This window comes from Parasedimentitalea psychrophila (assembly GCF_030285785.1).
In the GTDB taxonomy this organism is placed as follows: domain Bacteria; phylum Pseudomonadota; class Alphaproteobacteria; order Rhodobacterales; family Rhodobacteraceae; genus Parasedimentitalea; species Parasedimentitalea psychrophila.
Genome location: NZ_CP127247.1, coordinates 1,923,046 through 1,943,810, shown reverse-complemented (window position 1 = coordinate 1,943,810; position 20,765 = coordinate 1,923,046). Strand labels below are relative to the sequence as shown.

Annotated in this window: 16 protein-coding genes and 3 pseudogenes; 9 read left to right on the top strand and 10 right to left on the bottom strand. The window is 55.0% G+C overall.

The window, feature by feature from the left end; all coding sequences use genetic code 11:
• Positions 1 to 3 precede the first annotated feature (3 nt).
• The 7 genes from QPJ95_RS09360 to QPJ95_RS09330 form a co-directional block, all read right to left on the bottom strand.
• Entirely contained in the window at positions 4 to 927 is a 924-nt protein-coding gene (locus QPJ95_RS09360) for an ABC transporter permease (RefSeq protein WP_270920645.1), read from the bottom strand.
• Positions 928 to 937: 10 nt separating this feature from the next.
• Positions 938 to 1,891 carry an ABC transporter permease gene (locus QPJ95_RS09355; protein WP_270920644.1) on the bottom strand — a complete coding sequence of 318 codons (954 nt, stop codon included), beginning with the start codon at positions 1,889 to 1,891 and terminating at the stop codon, positions 938 to 940.
• Between the two features lie 112 nt (positions 1,892 to 2,003).
• Complete coding sequence (locus tag QPJ95_RS09350; RefSeq protein WP_270920643.1) at positions 2,004 to 3,575, bottom strand: ABC transporter substrate-binding protein; 1,572 nt, start codon at positions 3,573 to 3,575, stop codon at positions 2,004 to 2,006.
• 601 nt (positions 3,576 to 4,176) lie between these two features.
• Positions 4,177 to 5,115: a formylglycine-generating enzyme family protein gene (locus tag QPJ95_RS09345; protein WP_270920642.1), complete on the bottom strand. Its 939-nt coding sequence runs from the start codon at positions 5,113 to 5,115 to the stop codon at positions 4,177 to 4,179.
• Positions 5,112 to 6,041, bottom strand: coding sequence for a LysR family transcriptional regulator (locus tag QPJ95_RS09340; RefSeq protein WP_270920641.1), 930 nt, complete (start codon positions 6,039 to 6,041; stop codon positions 5,112 to 5,114). Before QPJ95_RS09340 ends, QPJ95_RS09345 begins: the two co-directional genes overlap by 4 nt.
• 467 nt (positions 6,042 to 6,508) lie before the next feature.
• On the bottom strand, positions 6,509 to 7,423 hold the full coding sequence (locus QPJ95_RS09335) for a glycosyltransferase family 2 protein (protein ID WP_270920640.1): 915 nt from the start codon (positions 7,421 to 7,423) through the stop codon (positions 6,509 to 6,511).
• Between the two features lie 17 nt (positions 7,424 to 7,440).
• Positions 7,441 to 8,058 carry a sulfotransferase family 2 domain-containing protein gene (locus QPJ95_RS09330; RefSeq protein ID WP_270920639.1) on the bottom strand — a complete coding sequence of 206 codons (618 nt, stop codon included), beginning with the start codon at positions 8,056 to 8,058 and terminating at the stop codon, positions 7,441 to 7,443.
• A gap of 272 nt (positions 8,059 to 8,330) precedes the next feature.
• Here QPJ95_RS09330 and QPJ95_RS09325 point away from each other — a divergent pair, with 272 nt between their 5' ends.
• The 4 genes from QPJ95_RS09325 to QPJ95_RS09310 all read left to right on the top strand — a co-directional run bounded on the left by QPJ95_RS09325 (position 8,331) and on the right by QPJ95_RS09310 (position 12,079).
• Complete coding sequence (locus QPJ95_RS09325) at positions 8,331 to 8,462, top strand: hypothetical protein (RefSeq protein ID WP_270920638.1); 132 nt, start codon at positions 8,331 to 8,333, stop codon at positions 8,460 to 8,462.
• 268 nt (positions 8,463 to 8,730) lie between these two features.
• Positions 8,731 to 9,768, top strand: a complete 1,038-nt coding sequence (locus QPJ95_RS09320) for a TRAP transporter substrate-binding protein (RefSeq protein WP_270920657.1) — start codon at positions 8,731 to 8,733, stop codon at positions 9,766 to 9,768.
• A 75-nt stretch (positions 9,769 to 9,843) separates the two neighbouring features.
• Positions 9,844 to 10,626, top strand: coding sequence for a TRAP transporter small permease subunit (locus QPJ95_RS09315; RefSeq protein ID WP_270920637.1), 783 nt, complete (start codon positions 9,844 to 9,846; stop codon positions 10,624 to 10,626).
• Between the two features lie 4 nt (positions 10,627 to 10,630).
• Positions 10,631 to 12,079: a TRAP transporter large permease gene (locus QPJ95_RS09310; protein WP_270920636.1), complete on the top strand. Its 1,449-nt coding sequence runs from the start codon at positions 10,631 to 10,633 to the stop codon at positions 12,077 to 12,079.
• A 218-nt stretch (positions 12,080 to 12,297) separates the two neighbouring features.
• On the opposite strand, the pseudogene QPJ95_RS09305 reads toward QPJ95_RS09310, so the two are convergent.
• Positions 12,298 to 12,608, bottom strand: a pseudogene (locus tag QPJ95_RS09305) (helix-turn-helix domain-containing protein); the annotation flags it as partial.
• Positions 12,609 to 12,756: 148 nt separating this feature from the next.
• Here QPJ95_RS09305 and QPJ95_RS09300 point away from each other — a divergent pair.
• Entirely contained in the window at positions 12,757 to 13,434 is a 678-nt protein-coding gene (locus QPJ95_RS09300; protein WP_270920634.1) for a hypothetical protein, read from the top strand.
• A 132-nt stretch (positions 13,435 to 13,566) separates the two neighbouring features.
• The gene (locus QPJ95_RS09295; protein WP_313851689.1) at positions 13,567 to 13,743 is read left to right on the top strand and encodes a site-specific integrase; all 177 of its coding nucleotides are present in this window, start codon (positions 13,567 to 13,569) and stop codon (positions 13,741 to 13,743) included.
• Here QPJ95_RS09295 and QPJ95_RS09290 read toward each other — a convergent pair.
• A pseudogene (locus QPJ95_RS09290) lies at positions 13,697 to 14,011 on the bottom strand (IS6 family transposase); the annotation flags it as partial. The gene QPJ95_RS09295 and the pseudogene QPJ95_RS09290 sit on opposite strands and share 47 nt — an antisense overlap.
• A 238-nt stretch (positions 14,012 to 14,249) precedes the next feature.
• On the opposite strand from QPJ95_RS09290, the gene QPJ95_RS09285 reads away from it, so the two are divergent.
• On the top strand, positions 14,250 to 17,771 hold the full coding sequence (locus QPJ95_RS09285; protein ID WP_286018255.1) for a metallophosphoesterase: 3,522 nt from the start codon (positions 14,250 to 14,252) through the stop codon (positions 17,769 to 17,771).
• Positions 17,772 to 17,961: 190 nt separating this feature from the next.
• Here the strand turns inward: QPJ95_RS09285 and QPJ95_RS09280 are convergent.
• Positions 17,962 to 18,472 (bottom strand): annotated as a pseudogene (locus QPJ95_RS09280) (DDE-type integrase/transposase/recombinase); the annotation flags it as partial.
• Between the two features lie 232 nt (positions 18,473 to 18,704).
• On the opposite strand from QPJ95_RS09280, the gene QPJ95_RS09275 reads away from it, so the two are divergent.
• Both QPJ95_RS09275 and QPJ95_RS09270 read left to right on the top strand, forming a co-directional pair.
• A complete protein-coding gene (locus QPJ95_RS09275; RefSeq protein WP_270921201.1) occupies positions 18,705 to 19,892 on the top strand; it encodes a tyrosine-type recombinase/integrase in 1,188 nt (395 codons plus the stop codon).
• Positions 19,870 to 20,685, top strand: a complete 816-nt coding sequence (locus QPJ95_RS09270) for a hypothetical protein (protein ID WP_270921202.1) — start codon at positions 19,870 to 19,872, stop codon at positions 20,683 to 20,685. Before QPJ95_RS09275 ends, QPJ95_RS09270 begins: the two co-directional genes overlap by 23 nt.
• Positions 20,686 to 20,765: the final 80 nt, after the last annotated feature.

Here is a 20,765-nt window from a genome sequence, read left to right as displayed (position 1 = left end):
GGTTTATTCCTTCAATCCGCTGGATTTATGTAGCTGCCAATCGACCACAAAATTGACCGCCACAGTCAACAGCGCAATCGCGCCAGCCGGCAAGAACGGTGTGAGGTCGCCAAAGGTGATCAGTGTTGCGTTGTCACGCACCATGCCACCCCAGTCAGCGGTGGGCGGCTGGATCCCCAGACCCAGGAACGACAGCCCCGAGATGGCCAGAAAGACAAAGCAGAACCGCAGCCCGAATTCAGCCACCAGAGGTGCCATCGCATTGGGCAGGATCTCGCGGGTGATCAACCACCATTTGCCTTCGCCGCGCAACCGCGCCGCCTCGATATAGTCCATCACCACAATGCCCTGCGCCACCGATCGCGCCAGACGAAAGACCCGGGTGGCATCGACCGTGGCAATAACCAGCACCAGCGACAGCACCGAGGTGCCAAAGATCGTCAGCAACAGCAGCGAAAAGATCAGCGACGGGATTGCCATCAGCACATCGACGGACCGGCTCAGCACTTGGTCAAGCCAGCCGCCAACGACTGCCGCCAGCAGGCCCAGAACCGTGCCCACGAAAAACGCCAGCGCAGTAATGGTAAAGGCAATGCCGACAGTATTGCGGGCGCCATATATCATCCGGGTCAGCATATCGCGCCCCAGATTGTCGGTGCCCAACAGATAGGTCGAATCCCAGGGCAGGAACTCGCCGCCCACCACTTCGCTTTCGCCAAATGGTGCGATAACCGGTGCCAGCGCAGCAACCAGCACATAGACAAGAATGACCAGCAGGCCAAAGCTGGCGGTCAGCGGCGCTTTGCGCATATCTTGCGCCTGCCGCTGCGGTGAAACCGCAACCACAAAGGCCCGGAACAGCCAGCCAAGCGCCATGGCGCCAACCACAGCCACTGCGAACCAGAATATCGAAATCAGAATGCTCATGGTTTTCCCCTCAGCGCCGGTGCATCAGCCGCGGATTCGACAGGGTCGAAAGCACATCGGCAGTGAGATTAAGCAGCACATAAGCAGAGGCAAAGATCAGCGCCACCGCCTGCACTACGGGAATGTCGCGACGCGACACGCTGTCGACCATCAACTGGCCAAGACCGGGATAGACAAACACCACCTCGACCACCACCACGCCGGTGATCAGATAGGCCAGGTTCAGCGCCACCACATTGATGATCGGGGCCAGCGCATTGGGCAGCGCATGCCGCAGGATCACCCGCATCGGGCTCATGCCCTTTAGCCGCGCCATTTCGATATAGGGACTGGCCAGCAGGTTGATGAGAGCCGCCCGTGTCATCCGCATCATATGGGCAGTGACCACCAGGGTCAGGGTCAGCGCCGGCAAGAAGCTGCGATACAGCGATTCGCCAAAGCTGATACCAGAGGACAACCGCACGATCGACGGGAAGTAGCCAGTCTGCGCAAACCAGAGGATCAGGATATAAGCGACAAAGAATTCAGGGAACGAGATCGAGGTCAGCGCCAGAGCGTTTGACATCCGGTCAAAGACCGAATTGCGAAACAGCGCCGCCAGGATGCCCAGGATCAGGGCCAGTGGCACCGCCATCGCGGCCGCATAAAGGGCCAGGAACAGCGTATTGCCCAATCGCTTGGATATCAGCTCGATTACCGGTTGCTGATTGGCCAGAGATTTTCCGAAATCCCCCTGCAGCACGCTACTCAGCCAGCTGACGTAGCGTGTGTGGAAAGGTTGATCGAGCCCCAGTTCGCGGCGAATTGCGGCGATGGTTTCGGGCGTTGCAGATTGACCGAGAATGGCCTCGGCGAAATCGCCGGGCAACAATTCGGTGGCCCCAAAGATCAACAGTGAGACCACAAAAAGCGTCAAAAACCCAAGGGCGAGACGCTGAGCGATCATACGCCAAACATGTGCCATCTGTCCTAGTTCCTCCGTTTGTCCGGCGGCTTATTGTTTTTGCCTGCCGCCAGGAAAGACAGCCCCGAAGCATAGACCTCGGGGCTGCAGGTATTTTTAAGTGTCGCGGAGCTTAGGCAAACCACCAACGTTCTGCGACCCGGAACCCGTCCATAGTCCAGTTCGGCGCAACTGTGTCTGGCGTGGCCACTGCCGTGGAATGCGCCATCACGTAGCTGGCAAACATCGGGATGATTGTGCTGCCTTCGTCGCGGACCAGCCCCTGCATCTCGACATACATCTCACGGCGCTTGTCATTGTCCAGCTCGGACCGCGCAGCGGCCAGAAGTTGATCAAAGCGGGCATTTTCCCAATAGCTTTCGTTCCAGTTTACGCCAGACTTATAGGCGGTGCTGAACATCCAGTCCTCAGTCGGGCGGCCACCCCAGTAGCTGGCAACAAAAGGTTTCTTCATCCAGACGTTGGACCAATAACCATCGCTTGGCTCACGCTTTACTGTCAGCTTGATGCCAGCAGCAGCCGATTTTTCCGACATCAGAACACCGGCATCCACGGCGCCACCAAAGGCCGCATCGCTGACCGACAGTTCAAGGTCGATCGAATCCAGCCCGGCCTGCTTCAGATACCATTTGGCCTTGTCCGCATCATAGGTGCGCTGTTCCAGCGCATCACCAGCGTGGAACCGGTTGGCGGTGCTGATTGGGTGGTCGTTGCCGACAGAGCCATAGCCGTTGAGGATCTTTTCAACCAGCTCTTCACGGTCAACCGCGTGTTTCATCGCCATCCGCACATTGTTGTCGCTGAACGGTGCCGCACGCGAGTCCATTGGGAACACATAATGCTGCGACCCTGTAACCGACAGAACGTTGATATTTCGGGCGCGCTTCAGCAGGTGCACAGTGTTCAGATCAACCCGGTCGATCACATCAACCTGACCACTGATCAGAGCGTTCTGGCGGGCAGCGCCATCAACGATTGGCAGCAACTCAATGCCGTCAAAATGGGCCCGGTCCGACTTCCAGTAGTTCGGGTTGCGGGTCATCCGCGCCTCGACACCGGCCTCGAAGCTATCGACGACATATGCGCCACAGCCATCAGCCGACGTCGGATCAATAGCGCCGTCTTTGGCTGGCATGATCGCGATGTGGTAATCCGACATGATGAACGGGAAGTCAGCATTGCCCGCGTCCAGCGAAACAACCACGGTGTGGCTGCCATCGGCCTTGATGTCAGTGATACCGTCCACGATTGGTTTAGCAGCCGATGTACTGTCTTCGCCACGGTGGAAGTTGATCGAGGCGATCACATCTTCCGCATCCAGTGCTTTGCCAGAGTGGAACGTTACGCCCTGACGGATCTTGAAGGTCCAGGTTGCGGCGTCGGCAGAGGCTTCCCAGCTTTCGGCGATTTCAGGCTGCAACGCGCCATCGGCGTCGATCTCGGTCAGGTAGTTGTGACGCGAAGACGCAAACACCTGCGAATAGGCATTGTCCCAAGAGCCCGGATCCAAGCTGTCCGAGGTGCTACCATGGCCCATGCCAATACGCAGGATTCCACCCTTTTTTGGCTCAGCCGATGCGGCGCGCATGCTAGCCGGCAGGATCAAGGCTGCCGCACCCAGTGCCGTTGCACCGCGCAGCACGCTCCGTCGGGTCAGACCCGTGTGAGTGATTGATTTGGTCATATTATTCCTCCACTATTATTTTGTCGGCATTGTCTTGGTATTATCAAACATTGCAACATGTTTTCGACGCGATCCATCTTGCAGAAATCTGCCCCATATAACTGCGATAACCCCACGAAACCCCCGGCCACAGCAGCACACAGAGATATAGGATAGCCATGGATCAGGGCTGAGCGGGATCAAACACGACCTGTCTCCGCGAACTAACGACGCCAGTTCGACTGGAAATAGGCTTGAAATGCCCGGCATATCCCCCTAAAGCGCCGTGGCAAAATACCTTTGATGCCATTGGGTCAACATACCGGCAATGGTGAGAGATTTACAGAGCAAACCCAGCGATATACGCGAAATCTCAAAAGTAGACCTGTGCCGCTTTCGTTCCGCCCCGGCGGCTCATTCAGGCGGCTCATTCAGGCGGCGAAGGCATTCGCCTTCCTTGCCCCGGTTCCTGATCCTCTTTTGCAACAACGCCCGCTGGTTGGTGCGATCCGCACTGCGTGGCGTTTGAATTCTTCGCAGGGTCGTGACGCCATGGCAGATCTTCTTCGGGGCAGAATATGCCCTCATGGGGGCGGAGCAATGCCGTGACAGGTCCGCTCGCTCAAACATCCCAAACCATTCGAAACCCCTGATGCGGAGTTGCGCTGTCCGGCGAGTTGCCTGAGCGCGCGGCGATGCGGTATCGGAAGCAATAGCTTTGGTGGCACAGAAAAGAGCCGCCTTTGGACAGGCGGTAATCCTTCATCCCGGCCAATCTTGCCTTTACGGAAGTCTTCAGAGACTTGATCGTGAACCTGTCGCCGGTCCATTCCCAGACATTTCCAACCATGTTGTAGAGGCCAAAGCCATTGGGTTCAAACGACTGCGCCGGGGCGGTATGGCGGTATCCGTCAGCTGCTGTATTTGTCTGCGGAAAATGGCCCTGCCAGATATTGCATCGGAAATTGCCAACGTCGTCCGGGTCGCTGTCTCCCCAAGGATATTTGACATCGCCGAGCCCCCCACGGGCAGCATGTTCCCATTCGGCCTCGGTTGGAAGTCGCCCCCCGACCCAGCTCGCGTAGGCCCGGGCATCGGCCCAGGACACTTGCGAAACGGGGTGATCTGACCGCCAGACCGACGGGTCCGTCTTTGGGCCATGACTGTTGCGCCAGTCCGCACCCTCCACCGCGCGCCACCAATCCAGCCCCGGCACCCGCCTCACGCCAGCACTCTGTTTGGCAACATCGCTCCAAAAGACAAAGGACCAGCCAAAACCCTCGGCCTCAGTGACATAGCCGGTTGCCGCAGCAAAGGCCTGAAACTGGGCGTTGGTCACTGTGGTCATCGCCATACGAAACGGCCTGACACGCGAAGACCGCAACGGACCCTCGCCATCGTCGGCAATTTTCGGATGTGCGGTGCCGCCCACCGCCTTGCCACCGGGGATCAGGGCAGTGTCAAAATTGACGCTGCTTTTCTGAGCGGTGAAGACCTGTGGGGCGCTGTCCTTATGGCCCATGTTACGGGCAACATGACAACAGGGCTTGCCATCCGTCATGCGGATGCTCGCGGTAATCCGGATTGGAGCGGCATAGAAAAACTCTCCTCTAGGAGGTCAAGAAATCTGCAGGCGGGGCTGCTCAGGTCGACATCCTTTGGCATCAATGCACCATAAGACAATGGTACTTCAGGCTGCCAGGCCCGAACCGTCAAGAGAGACTGCGCAAATGTGGATGGGCTAAAAGGATCGCAAATCGCAACGCCTAAACCCGAGGCGGCCATGTGGCAGCACATGAGCGACGACGAGGCCTCCATTCCAACCTGCAGGGATTCTCCTGAGGTCTTTAGCGCCGCTTCAATGCGGCACCGCAGCAATTGACGGCTTGGCAGAATGACTTGATGCCCCTTAACTGTTTCAGGGGTCAGCACATCCTCACCCGAGAGGACATGATCAGGGGCCATTGCAACAACCGCCGAGGTATCAACAAGTTTGCGCGCGCTAAGGCCCGGCGCACTTGCAGGAAGCAGGGCAACAGCAAAGTCGACCTGACGCCGCAGCACCCAATCTTCGATGTCAATCCGGGCGCGCGCCTCAAAAGAGATCTGTATATCCTCATAATCCCGGCGGAAGTTCTTGATGGCCTGCATCATGGGGCGGCTGTTGATGATCGGCGGAGTCGCGGCAATGCGCAGGCGACGCTGGCTGTTGGTGGCAATGTCACGCGCAATCATCGGCAAATCTTCCAGCCCGGAAATCGTTGTTTCCGAGGCTTTAAAGAAAGCAATGCCCTCTCTGGTGGCGCTGGTGGCAGAGCCGCTTTTCCGGTGAAACAATGTGATGCCCAAAGACTGTTCCAGCGCGGCAAGCTGTTTGCTGACCGCAGGCTGGGTCAAATTTAGTTGCTGCGCCGCCGCAGTGACATTGCCTGTCGTCATGACGGCGTGAAAGGCGCGGAGCTGACGCAGTCCAATGCGGCTATCCATGGCTCATCCTCCAAAACCGATACTTGTTCAAAAATTCCAATTTGGAATATTAAACTGCAAATAGATCATTTTCGTTATACCAACAAGATCCCTGTACACCAAGGCGACGAGGGAGGAATTGACGCAATCATTAGGTCTGATTTGAACGAGAAATCCGGCGCAAAGACACCAACTTCGGCGATACTTGCCGCTTAACTTCTATTTGCACTGTTGTTGCTCTTGGCTGCCTTTGTGGATCGAATTCCGTTGGTGTTGGTCCCATAGTTCATCTCCTTTGTTGCAAAATATACTAACAAAAGGACGGCACCAAACCGTGACAAGACCACTGTCTCGTTACGAATACGGCCTTTGATGAATTCTGACAAAATGGAAGCCTCGACGCTATCTGCCATTCGGCCCCACAGCCCAAAACAGAGCGCCCCCAAATGCGTCATCAATACGCGGTATAATGACGGGGCCGCGCACCCTTAACCTGTCAACTGGTAGAGTTGCCACTTGCACTTTTCACGAAACGTGGCGGTTGTAAACAAGAGGTCCCTCAGGGCCTTGCGCTGATCTTTGTCTCGTACGCATTTTCGGGCGTATCGGATCACATGCCCGTTAAGACACTGCCTTACCCGAGGAGTGAGATCAGCCTGGAAGACTTCGGTAAAGCCGTTGACAACAACCGCGACATCTTCCTTTGGGCTAATGCGATCCATGTCGAAGCCAACTCTAAAATGGCTCAAGGCGGCGCAGACACTGTAATGTGTTTGTTTACCTCTACTTTTGCGAGCGCTGATCTGGCCATTGTGCCTTCTGTACCCGATCAGAGGCACGTCCAGATTGTTCATCCGAGCCTGCGGTAGCAGGCGAAGCCAAAGATCGTAGTCCTGGCTATTCAAGAACTCTTCGTTGTAGCCTCCGACATCCTCCAGCACAGTCTTTTTAACCATTACGCTGGGATGAACGATGCAATTGCTGTGTGGTAATCTTAGCGCGATGCCGTCTTCCGTTACAGGCAGTGGCTCTCTCACCTTCGTGGCTCCGTTCGAGCTCAGACTGAAAGCAAATGTTCCCAAAAGATCAGCGCCGCTGGTCTCCATGGCTGCGAGTTGCAATTCAAAGCGCTCAGGACCGGACACATCGTCACAATCCATCCGGGCAATTATGTTTCCACTCGCCTTTTGAATGCCCAGGTTCAGAGCATGCGGCAAACCCAAATTCTTATCGAGGGATATACATTGAAGGCGCGAATCCCGGCGCGAAAATTCACCCAGGATTTCAGCCGTTGCGTCCGTTGAACCGTCATCAATGATGATGAACTCAAAATCCCGGAAAGACTGCGACAAAATGCTGTCAATTGCCTCGGAGAGGTATTTTGCACCGTTGTGAACGCCCATGACTACAGACAGAGAGCTCACAACGAGGCAGCATTTGCACTGAGAGAATTATAGAGCACGAAGTCCCTGTGATATAGTTTCGATACCAGGTCTCGCTCCTCTTGCGAGATTTCGCCAAGTCGCTCATGTGCATTTGTCCGATTTGATCGTTCTAATTCGACTCCAAAAAATTCGCCAAAAATCTCCTCGCAAATACGGGGAAGATCCCTGTCGATATTCTCAACAGTTCCAACGTGATACTGTGAGAGATCGCCTGGCACCATGCTGGTCTGTGGAATGAAGTGGCCATCGTGGTGAAATTCGTTTTCTTCAAGTGATTTCAAAAACTCGAGAAATGTCGGCGCTTGCGTATCTGAACCGGCAAACCTGCATTTCTGTATCCAGGTTAAATTGTGCCCCTTGTCAAGCCACATGGAGACTGCCCGCGACAACGGCTCACGAAAGAATACGGCTTTTCTGGCGGACTCAAATACAGATGCACCGGCGTCGAGATTGAATAGAATCTTTGCTTTTTGGCCGGAGGCATCATTTTTGAGTGTCACACCGCAGTGTTTGGAAAATGTCTTCACTAGAGTTGAATTCGCACATTTCGGAATTCTCGCAAAAGAAAATTTGTGCCTCGGGCACACAAACATCCGTGGGACGAATGCGGGCGTTCGGCGTTATAGCATGTCATCCGTTTCATCATCCGGCTGTCCACTGCCCGGCAGCGCATCTTTACATCCGGGAGAGGGGATATCTTCACAGCAGCCTCTTTCAGCGCCTGTATCCATTCAAAACCGGTGAACTGGCTGTCCCGCTGCCTGTCAGCGGCTTACCTGCAAACCATGAGAGGCGACAATCCGTAAGGCAGCCCGGGTGTAGAACCGCAGCGTTTCTGGCAGCGGCTGTGAATCGCAGAAACAAAATGTCCAATGAAACAGTTGTTGCACGCTGCATCACTGAAGGTGGCGACATGAAGCGACAACAGCAGCGTGCCGGAACAGATCGGGTTGCCAGTGATGGCATCGCAGCATTATTGCCACACCCCAGCTTGTGATCCATCTGTTTCCACAGTGCGTCCAGTTCTGCACGGGCAACACAAACAGCCCCGCCTGCCAAGAAGGAATCGCGGGGCTACCACTATGAAGACGGGGATCAACGGCCATATTATTGAAAAATCCACATGGTTCCCAACGTAAATCGAGACAAGCTCAAGTTAATATGTGAGTTCCTCTGAAAATTGGTTATATAAAATTACCAAATTCGGCGACGTGAGTCGCTTTAGTTGGATATTGCGCCAAGCAACTGTTCTCGGGAGGAACAATATGACAATCAATATACGTGCCGCTGTAGCCGGACTTGCCTTGATGGGCTCCGCCGTCTCGGCTCAGACAACTATCGAAATGACCACCGCTTTTGGCCAGAACCTGCCGATCCTCGGCACGGCTGCCGTGGATTTCACCAACCGGATCAACTCGATTTCCAATGATGTCGAAGTTGAACGTTACGACCCCGGCAAACTGGTACCGACGCTCGAAGCACTGGATGCCGTTGCCAACGGTTCGGTCGATGCGGCTTACGCCACGACAGGTTATTGGCAGGGCAAACTCAATACGGCCTCGCTTTTTGCGGCTGTACCATTTGGCCCGGAAGCTGGTGAATTCCTGGGTTGGATTCTCTATGATGACGGAGCCAAATATTGGCAGCAGATGTATGACGATGCTGGCTACAATGTGCACGCCATCCCTTGCGGCGTGATCGCGCCGGAAACTTCAGGCTGGTTCAAGAAAGAAATCAACACTGTTGAGGACCTCAAGGGTCTGAACATGCGTTTCTTCGGCCTTGGTGCGAAAGTCATGGATAAGCTTGGCGTTTCGACCTCGCTGCTGGCAGCCGGCGACATCTTCCCGGCACTGGAACGTGGCGCAATTGACGCGACTGAGTTCTCGATGCCCCTCATTGATGCGCGTCTTGGCTTCCACAAAATCGCTAAGTTCAACTACTTCCCCGGTTGGCACCAGCCCTCGACTCTGTTCGAACTGCTGGTTAACGGCGACGTTTGGGCAGATCTGGACGAAACCCAGCAGGCGCAGATTGAAACTGCTTGTCTTGCCACAATCACCACCAACCTCGCCGAAGGCGAAGCCTCGAACTATGCCGCAATGGTCGACAACGTTGAAAACAACGGCGTGACCATCAAGCAGTGGTCGCCAGAGATGCTGGGTGCTTTTGAAGGCGCATGGGACGAAGTTGTCGGTGAATTGGCTGCGGACGATCCATTCTTCCAAGAAGTCTGGGCTGATCTGCAGGAATACCGCGAAGGCTATAAGGTCTGGTCAACAATCTACCTGCCACGCAACTGATTACTGGCACGTTGAACTAAAGGATGGCGGCTGCCTTACGGCGGCCGCCGTCGCATGAACAGAGGGAAGAAAGTCATGACCGGGGCTAATATCGACGTCGAGCAAGTGCTCAAAATCACCGATCCAGGTGAAATGAACCGCTCGGAACATCTATGGGGCGACAGGCTTGTGATCAACCTGGGCAATGTTATTGCTTGGTTTTTTCCGATCCTGATACTGGCAATCGTCACCCAGGTGATCATCCGCAAGATGGGCATGAACCAAGCCTGGCTTGACGATTTGCAGTGGTGGCTCTACGGCATCGCCATGCTCACGGCTTTTGGCTATGCGATTACCACCAACAGCCATGTGCGGGTGGATATTCTTCACGCCAATTTCTCCAAGCGCAAAAAGGCGCGGATTGAAGTATTTGGTCTGGGCTGGCTGCTATTGCCGTTCCTTTTGATCATGACAGACGTGCTGACCCACTACGCGGTCTCATCGATCGCCGCGCGCGAAGGCTCTGACAGTCCGAACGGGCTGCACGGCCTCTACCTTTTGAAATCCGCTCTGCCTCTTTTGTTTGTTGTGGCAATCATATCGACGGTTGCGACACTGTCCCGCAATCTTGCCAAACTGAATGATCCTGTGCTCTGGAGGATGATCCTCGGCGGGCTGCCAGGTTTCTGGTTTATGGGCGAGCGGGCGGTCTACTACGCTCTGTGGTGGATCATGCATCTGTCTAACCCTGAGCTCCATATCCGAAAAGTCGCCCGTGAGCCCATTTTCGACTACACGGTCTGGTACGGTCTGGGCCTAATTACCATCATTGCCGCGATCAGCTTTGTGCTGAACCGCCGCGCCGACTCCGAGGCCTGATTACATGGAAATACTCTCTGCCATGGGCATGTTGATGGACCTGAACCAATGGCTGGTTCTGGTCATGTTCCTGACCTTTATCTTCATGCTGTTTCGCGGCATCCCGGTGGTCTACTCACTGGTTGGTGTCAGCCTGATCTTTTCACTCATTGCCTTCCTGGTGCTTGATCCCAACAAGGCGCTGATCAACGAATATATCGCCTTTCACCGCACGGGCGTTTCTTATGTGAAACTGCACGTCAATGCGGGCCGCTTTTTCGGCAGTATCATCAAGAACCCCATCCTCGTCGCACTGCCGATGTTCATCTATATGGGGTTGATGCTGGATCAGTCTGGCGTCGCGCAAAAGATGATGCGCTCGATGCAGGTGCTGTTTGGCGCTCTGAAAGGCGGGTTGGCGCTGACCGTTATGCTGATCGGCATCATTCTGGCGGCTTCGACCGGGGTGATTGGTGCGTCGGTGGTCTTGCTGGGTGTCATGGGTATTCCCACGATGATGGACCAGGGTTACGCAAAACCCATCGCGACCGGCACCATTGCGGCCTCGGGTACGCTGGGTATCCTTATCCCGCCGTCGATCATGCTGGTGATCATGTCGGATCAGCTGGCGATCTCACTGGGTGATCTGTTTATGGGCGCTCTGTTTCCCGGGCTTCTGCTTGGCGTGCTTTATATCGTCTACATCATCGTCTACGGCCTGATTTCGCCCAGTTCGATGCCGGTACCGGAAAATCGTGAACCGATCAGCATGAAAGTGGTTAAGGACGTGGCACTTTCAGTGGTACCGCCCTTTGGCCTCATCATTGTGGTGCTCGGATCTATCTTCTTCGGGTTGGCCACTCCGACCGAGGCCTCTGGTCTTGGCGCGCTTGGCGCGACACTGCTGGCACTGGCATCGCGCAATCTGAACGGCAAAGTCTTCTTGGATGTGATGCGCCAGACCCTTAACACCTCGGGTTACATTGTCGGGATTTTCATCGCTGCCAATTTCTTCTCATATATTCTACGTCGTTTCGGCGGCGATGAGATCATCGAGAACATGGTTCTGGGCAGTTTTGACAACCCCTACTTGGTTATTGCTTTCATTCTGTTCATCATCTTCCTGCTCGGTTTTCTGCTGGACTGGATCGAGATCACCCTGATCATTATGCCTTTGATGCTGCCGGTGATTGTGGGCCTGAACATCCCAGTTGAAGGCTATGGCGTCGTCGACAACCCCTCGGTTGTCTGGTTTGCCATCCTTGTGGCTGTGACATTGCAAACCTCGTTCCTGACGCCTCCGGTCGGCTTTGCACTGTTCTATCTCAAGGGCGTTTGCCCGCCAAATATCAGCTTGAGCCACATCTATCGCGGTATTATCCCCTTTGTACTGCTTCAGATCCTGGGCCTTTTGATCGTGTTCTTCGTCCCGCAATTGACCACTTGGCTTCCGGCTGTTGCCTACGCAAACTAAATCGCCTTGCCAAAAAGCTGCATCTAGGCCTTTTGGCAAGGCCCCCAAAACACTATTGTAGCGTGTAGTGTCGCGTCTCATCCCTGTCTCAGGGATAAGGCGCGACACTATTTTCCGGACCTGTGAGGCCTGACCGAACAATCGGCCTGGAGCTGATGAAGCCTAAAATCGAGTTCGAAAAGCTGACATTCAAGTTCCAAAACCGAATGACCGGATAGTCCTGCGGTCTGCACCGGAGACCACTTCAAACGCAGCTGCCGCGATATCCACTGGCACAAAGGCGCGTTGACCGAGAGCGAACAGGATTTAGGCCGCTTTGCGCAGTCCCAAGCACGCTGGCCTGAAGGTGCCGTGCGATAGGCCTGTCGTCCACATTGCGACCAGTCTCTCGGCTGATTGTCGAGGGCGACCGCTTTCGGTTCCGCGCAATGGAGCGACATGAGCGCTTGGCCACGAGACCTGCGGAAACCTCTTCGCGTTCAATCAAGCTCAGCGCAAAACGGGACCTCGTGCGGTCCGGTGGCCGTAGAGCTGCCGCCTGACAGGAGAGGGTGTTGGACAACTTTGAGGACCGCTCTATTTCGCCCATTATATCTAGCAATCTCAAAGATCGGCTACTACTTGGCCATCCGTATCGTAGACGCAAGCAGCGACAATACACGTGAGGGGTCTGTTTCGTGGCAACTGGCAAGCGATTAAAAGTCCGGAAGACCGGATTGTCGCATTCGGAAAATGGTCGCCGGCTTCTTTTCGTCTTGGTTGAACTGTTTTTTCTATTCATCCTTCTGATAGCAGCGAATATTTCCATATTCGTCGACGCAACGATCCTTCACAACAACCTGTCAGAAATATCTATTTCCCAATTTTTGCAAAGTTCATTTATTCTGTTGTCGTCAGTCATCTTCGCTCTGGGAGCGGTCAGGTATCCTTTCAAAAGAGCTTACCTGGTGCTAGTCGCGACGCTTTTTGGCTGTATGTTCATTCGCGAAAATGACGCCGTGTTTGATCTTATCCGACATGGCTTTTGGGTCGTTCCAACATTCTGCGCATTGATAGCAAGTGGCTGGTACACTGCGCGAAATCTGGACACTTTGATGGACCCCTTTTTATGCCATCTGGAAGGCAGGCATTCTACTCATGTCTACACCGGATTTCTTATTGTTGTCGTTTTCAGCAGGCTCTTTGGAACCGGATCATTTTGGGACGCTGTTATGGGAAACAACTACAGTCCAGATTACAAATCCATTATTCAGGAGGGGGTGGAGCTTTTGGGTTATGTGTTGATTTTCCATGGATCCTGCATGTCGTTCTTAAGCCGGTTCGGCGATCACAAAGCCACCCCGTGGCGCTCGTAAGCTGGCACCCAAAAAATTGGAGCGCGAAGGATAATGTAATCCTTTGTGATTGTCGGGCGGGTTGACGGACAGCACATAACCAACTTGCTACACCCGCGGCGGCCTATTCTCAAAAGGGCACAATTGGACTATATGCACATCCACGACCTGCGCCATACCTATGCGTCAAACGCAGTTTCCTCTGGCATGACGATCCAGATGGTTGGGCGGCTTTTAGGGCACAGCCAAATTCAGACCACCATGCGTTACCCGCATCTGGCGGATGATCCGGTGCGCCGCGCTGCCGAAGAGAATGCATCTCGCCGTTGATCTTCACGAAAACCTCGTCCAGGTGCCATTGTGAATTGGATTGGGCGCGCACCTGCTGGATACGTTTGCTGCAGATCTCCGCGGCGAACAACGGGCCGAACATATTCCACCAGAAACGGATCGTCTCGTGACAGATATCATTCCCTCGTTCGTGCAACAGGTTTTCGACATTTCGGAGGAAAAGTGGGAACCCAACGTACATCATCACCGCAAGCCGGAAGATTTCGGGGCTGCTCTGAAAGTGCTTGAAAGGATCACGTTTAGTCACCTTGGAACGCTACAAATCCGCTCCGCCCGTCTCAAGCAGAATCCCTCTGACATTGCCCTGTGCGGGACTTGGGGCGAATCTCCAACCGTGGTAGAGTAAAGTATTGTGCAACCCACACGGTTCCTTTCCGGTATCGGTTCCGCCATTCCACTTTCGCTTGGCTGAAACGGCCTTTCGCGTCGAGATTGATAGGCACTTTGCATAGGCACTTAGGTCCGTGGCTCACTGGAGTGGCGATTTGGCAATCGGCAACACATTTCAGATTGAAATGGAAACGTTCGATCTTCTGAGCGGCTTCAAGGTCGCGAGCAATTCGGTCGCGTCGGGTGGGGCCTATCTGCAGGCTGGCGGCAGCGGCGAGCAGCGGGCGTCCTACACGTTCGCAGCGGTGAGTGGCAGCTATGATCTGGGGATAGGCTATTTCGACGAATCCGACGGCCAGTCGCAAATAAGCATCCTGGTGAATGGGACCGAGATCCAAAACTTTGTCTGGGACATCGACGCCGGAGGCTCCACCGCCAACCAGACCTCCTTTGTCGAACACGCGATCAGTGGCGTGTCGCTGTCTGCCGGTGACGTGATCGAGATCGTCGGCGTCAAGGATGGTGGTGAGCCGCTGCGCACCGACTATATCGACTTTGTGTTTGTCGATGGCGGCGGTGGCGGTGATACGACATCACCTTTCATCCAGTCGTCTTTGGCGCCCGACGTCGGCCCTGCTGGGGCCGGTAGCGCCACTATGGATGTCACCGTGACCTTCTCTGACAACGTGGCGATTGATGTGTCCTCAATCGATACCGGTGACATCACCGTCACCGGTCCGGGCGGTGCGCTTTTGGTCAGCGCCGTCAGCGTCGATATCAGCGGTGATGGAACCCCGCGCACGGCGACCTATACGGTGGACGCGCCGGGTGGAACCTGGGATGTGGCGGACGAGGGCAGCTATAACGTTGCCCTTCTGGCCGCCGAGGTTGAGGACACCAGCGGCAATTTCGTGTCGGCCGACCCGTCTATGCAGGGCTTCACGGTTGATCTATCGGCGGCGCCGCCGGATCCGTTCCGGGTCGAAGCTGAGACGTTCACTATCCTCAGCGGTTTTAACGTCAAGAACAACAATCAGGCTTCGGGCGGGCAGTATCTGCAGGCTGGCGGCAGCGGCGAGCAGCGGGCGTCCTACACGTTCGCAGCGGCCAGTGGCAGCTATGATCTGGGGATTGGCCATTTCGACGAGTCCGACGGCCAGTCGCAAATGAGCATCCTGGTGAATGGGACCGAGATCCATAACTTTGTCTGGGACATCGACGCCGGAGGCTCCACCGCCAACCAGACCTCCTTTGTCGAACACGCGATCAGTGGCGTGTCGCTGTCTGCCGGTGACGTGATCGAGATCGTCGGCGTCAAGGATGGCAGTGAGCCGCTGCGCACCGACTATATCGACTTTGTGTTTGTCGATGGCGGCGGCGGCGGTGATACGACATCGCCTTTCATCCAGTCGTCTTTGGCGCCCGACGTCGGCCCTGCTGGGGCCGGTAGCGCCACTATGGATGTCACCGTGACCTTCTCTGACAACGTGGCGATTGATGTGTCCTCAATCGATACCGGTGACATCACCGTCACCGGGCCGGGTGGTGCACTCACGGTCAGCGCCGTCAGCGTCGACATCGGCGGTGATGGAACCCCGCGCACCGCGACCTATACGGTGGACGCGCCCGGCGGAACCTGGGATGTGGCCGACGAGGGCAGCTATAACGTTGCCCTTATGGCCGCCGAAGTTCAGGACACCAGCGGCAATTTCGTGTCGGCCGACCCGTCTATGCAGGGGTTCACGGTTGACCTGTCCGCGGCGCCGCCGGATCCGTTCCGGGTCGAAGCTGAGACGTTCACTATCCTCAGCGGGTTTACCGTTAAGAACAACAATCATGGTTCCGGCGGCCAATATCTGCAGGCCAACGGCAGCGGCGAGCAGCGCGCATCTTATGCATTTGCAGCGGCCAGTGGCATCTATGATTTGGAAATTGGCCATTTCGACGAGTCCGACGGCCAGTCGCAAATGAGCATCCTGGTGAATGGGTTTGAGGTCGACAGTTTTATCTGGAATGCCGATGCCGGATCGGCGACGGCCGACCAGACCTCCTTTACCGAACACATCATCAGCGACCTGTCGCTGACAGCCGGTGACGTGATCGAGTTCGTCGGCTTCAAGGATGGTAGCGAACCGCTGCGCACCGACTATATCGACTTTGTGTTTGTCAATGGCGGCGGCGGAGGCGCACCGACCGATATCGTCTTCCTCCCAGGCCAGGCCTTGGTCGAGAATGCGCCGGGCGTCGTCGCCGGAACTCTCAGCGTGACAGATCCTGATGCGGGCGACACCCACAGCTTCCTGCTCAGCGATCCGCGGTTCGAGGTCGTGGGCAGCCAGCTAAAACTCAAGAATGGGATTCGCCTCGACTACGAGCTGGGCGACGAGATCGATCTCGATGTCACCGCCATTGACCCGGGCGGGCTTAGCGTCACCCGCAGCCTGACAGTCGCGGTCACGGATATCGACGAAGTGCGCTTCGCGGCCTTTGGAGACTACATAGTTAGCCCGGGCATGCTGTCTATGGCTGATATGATTGACGGCATGAATGTCGATTTCATCATTACCACCGGAGACAATGGTTACGCGCTACCAATCGATGACCAGATCGGGCCCTCCTTTGGTGACTATATCGGCAATTATTCCGGGGCCTACGGACCGGGAAGCGAGGTCAACCGCTTCTTCCCGTCGCTCGGCAACCACGACTACAGCGATGTCGGCTTGGGTGCTTACCTGGATTACTTCTCCCTTCCGGGCAACGAGCGCTACTATGATTTCCAGACGGGCCCCGTCCATTTCTTTGCGCTCAACAGCAATGGTCAGGAACCCGATGGTCGATCCAGCACCTCAGACCAAGCACAGTGGCTCGAAACGGAGTTGGCAAATTCCGATGCGTTATACAAGATCGTCTACTTTCACCACGCGTCCTATTCCTCCGGGTTTCACGGATCGAACTCGGCTCTGCAGTGGCCCTTCGAGGACTGGGGCGTCACAGCGGTCCTTACCGGCCACGATCACGATTACGAACGGATTCTGCGCGACAACAATGGCGACGGGGAGACGCTGCCTTATTTCGTCACGGGGCTTGGCGGGCGCATTATACGTGAATTCGACACCCCGATCCCGGGCAGTGAGGCGCGCTACAATGACGATTACGGCACCATGTTGGTCCAGGCCAGCGACGCGTCGATCACCTTTGAGTTTTGGTCGATTGCGGATGGCGGCACACTGATTGACAGCTACACAATCGACCTGCCGGGCGCTGATCCGTTACTTGCTGGCAGCGCTGACTTGATCTACGGCGACCCATACAACGACAGCTTGAACGGGCTTGCAGGCGACGAGCAACTCTTTGCGCAGGGTGGCGACGGCGAACCCGTTGGTGGAGCAGAAGACGATGCGCCATCCGGCAATCCTGGCAACGATTGGCTGTATGGTCAGGATGGCGCGGACGTTTTTCAATTCACTGACGAGTCTGACGGGGCGAATTTTATTACCGACTTCGAAGACGGCATCGATGTCATCCGCTTCGAGAACATCACCAATGTGAGCGACTTCGAGGATCTCGGTTTTGCGCAATCGGGCCCTGATACCGTGATCACACTAGATGCGTTCACGATCACTTTGCGTGATATCGATATCGATGTCCTCGGCCCACCTGACTTTGTCTTTGCCTAATCTCCCGCTGACGCTGCCTGACTGCGAAGATATAATCCTTCACGATTCTGATGCCGCCCGTAAAATGATACTTATCACGCAACCGTTCAAAGATGCGCTTTGACGTATGGCTCTGCTTCTTTGGAACCCGTTTTTTCGGCAGTGTCAGACGGATGCGAACCAGTCTCTGTAAGGTCAGTAACGCTGTCCCTTATAGCGCACAAAGCTGGCGCCACTCGGCGAGAGCGGTAGCGCGGTTGAGCGTGAAACTGACGCGTGAGTAAAGGGGGCGCTTCACCCCTCTCGGGCATGTAAACATACCCTGCCGGGCAGTGGGTGAGAATTCTCCCCCCAATTATTTAGCCAACGGCCAGTTTCCTGGTTCTGTGCATTGCCTACGACTTTCATGGCAGCACCGTAGGATCGAAGTTTGTCCGTTACGATGACATGCGGACCCCCACAGCGTTTTATGGTTTTTCGTAGGGGTTTCAACGCCACCTTTCGATCCCGGCGTTTGGTGACATAGGTTTCCAACTCCTCAGCTTGGTGATCCACAGTACGCCAAAGACTTGCGTCTTGCCGTTGATCTTCACAAAAACTTCGTCCATGTGCCATTGCCAATTGGACTGGGCGCGCATCTGCTGGATACGTTTTCTGCGGGTCTGCGCGGCGAACAACGACCCGAACCTATTCCACCAGAAACGGACCGTCTGGTAACGTATTGTATATGCGGTGATATATTGATTGCGGGAGTAGGATTTATACCTACGACCTTCAGGCTATGAGCCTCATAGGCGAGTTATTGACGAACATTGAAAACCAGTAAATTTCGTTATTTATCAGTATGATATCAAACTATCAAGCCACCCCGCCCACTCCCTACGTTGCGCTAGATCGCTCAGAAACGTAGCACCAGTGTAGCACTGTTGTAGCACGAGATTTGAGGGATACATTTTGACCAACCATAGATTGAACTTCACCAAGGCCGCTTTGTTGAAGGCCCCGAATGCTGACAAAGGCAAGAAGGATTACTATTACGACGACCGGGAAAAGGGCCTGGTGATGGCGGTGACGCAGACCGGAACCAAGAGCTTCTACCTTTACAAGCGGATTGACGGACGCCCTGAACGCGTCCTCCTGGGGCGGTTTCCGGATATCAGCATCGAGAACGCCAGGAAGGCGGCAGCGGCGGCAAAGGGTGATATTGTCAGCGGTCAAAATCCGCAGAAAGAGCGCCGCGCCATTCGGGATGAAATGACCTTTGCGGCGCTGTTCACCGAATATATGGAGAAGTACTCAAAGGTGCATAAACGCTCATGGACCTATGACGAGCGTGAGGTGAACAAATTCCTGTCGCATTGGTTCAAGCGAAAGATATCGTTGATTGATCGAAGTGAGGTGGAGCGACTTCACGCCAAGATCGGCAAAGAGAATGGACTTTACCAAGCTAATCGCTTGCTGGAACGCATCCGCTCCATCTTCAACAAGGCAATAGATTGGGGCTGGGATGGATCAAACCCAGCCGTTGGCGTCAAAAAGTTCAAAGAAAGGAGCCGTGATCGGTTCTTGCAACCTGATGAACTGCCTCGCTTTTTCGAGGCACTGGCCAATGAGCCAAACGGGGCCGCTCGGGATTTCATCATGATTTCCCTTCTCACCGGGGCGCGGAAGTCGAACACCTTGGCAATGCGGTGGAAGGATATCAACTTCAGCGTTGAGACCTGGCGTGTGGAAGAGACCAAAAACGGCGAAGCACAGACCATCCACCTTCCCAAGCAGGCAATGGCAATCCTGACCGAACGCAGGTGGCAAAGTGAAAGCCCCTGGGTGTTTCCAGGGGCGGGCAAAACGGGGCATTTGGCGGACCCCAAGAAAGCCTGGGCACGCATCCTGATCGAGGCTGGCATTGAAGATCTGCGCATTCACGATCTGCGGCGCACATTGGGCAGCTACCAGGCCGCGACGGGGGCAAATGGCTACATCATCGGTAAATCACTGGGGCACCGCAGCCAGCAATCAACTGCGATTTATGCACGGCTCAACCTAGACCCGGTTCGTGAATCCGTGAACAAGGCGACGGATGTAATGTTTGGATATATGCAACCGGAGCAAGGCGACGATGAGCAAGAAATTACGGAATGAAGTCTGGCAACGATTGATGGTCAGCAATGATCTATTTTCTGACCTAAGCGACGTCTACACGCCTGATTTTTTTATTAATTTCACCCGCCTCTTCGATAAATCACCGCAGCCAGTTGAGCTTGTATTGGGAGTTCACAACACTGCACGCGCCTACCTGTCCGGAAAGCAGGCAAAGACCATCGAGAAAAGCGGATTTCTCAAGCACACAGGCAAGCATCTATTTAGTGCAGGTCTTGCTGCACAGCAATTGGCCTATGCCCTTCGCCAAGTATCCAAAAGCGATATCGCGGCATCCATGATCCAAGAGGGCGTTAGCAAGTACCTCACCTCTTCTCAAGTAAGGGGAACGCAAGCACATCGGTCTGCCGAGGCGCGAAACGGGCCAGAAAAACCTCTGAACTATCTCCAAGACATTTCAGAGGCGCTGACGCAATCGATTGGAGAGATCATTCCCCTTCCTGGCGAGGATGATGACGAAAGGGAGTTTCGCCACGAAGCCAAGTTCCATGCGATGGCCCTCAACAAGGAACTCTCTGAGCGCCGAGAGCCTCTTCCCAAGTTCCATGCCCTCGAAACCGCAGCAAGTGCCTTCCGACCCATCTGGGAGACCTACTCCAAACAAAAGTACATCAGGGGCAGATATCATCACGACCGTGGCGGCTATGTTTCAGAGCCAGGCTATACGCTCTATCAGATCATCTCCAAAATGGATTCCCAAGTGGCGGAAAGTCTTGCCGGTACGGCCATCGAAAATATCCGATCACAACTAAAGGACGAAACCCGTAGCGTTTAGAGGCAGTGTTTTCCCCGGCGTAGAAATAACCCTCTAGGCTCAGGAGCCATTAATCTGCTTGAGGCTATCTGTTCTGCATG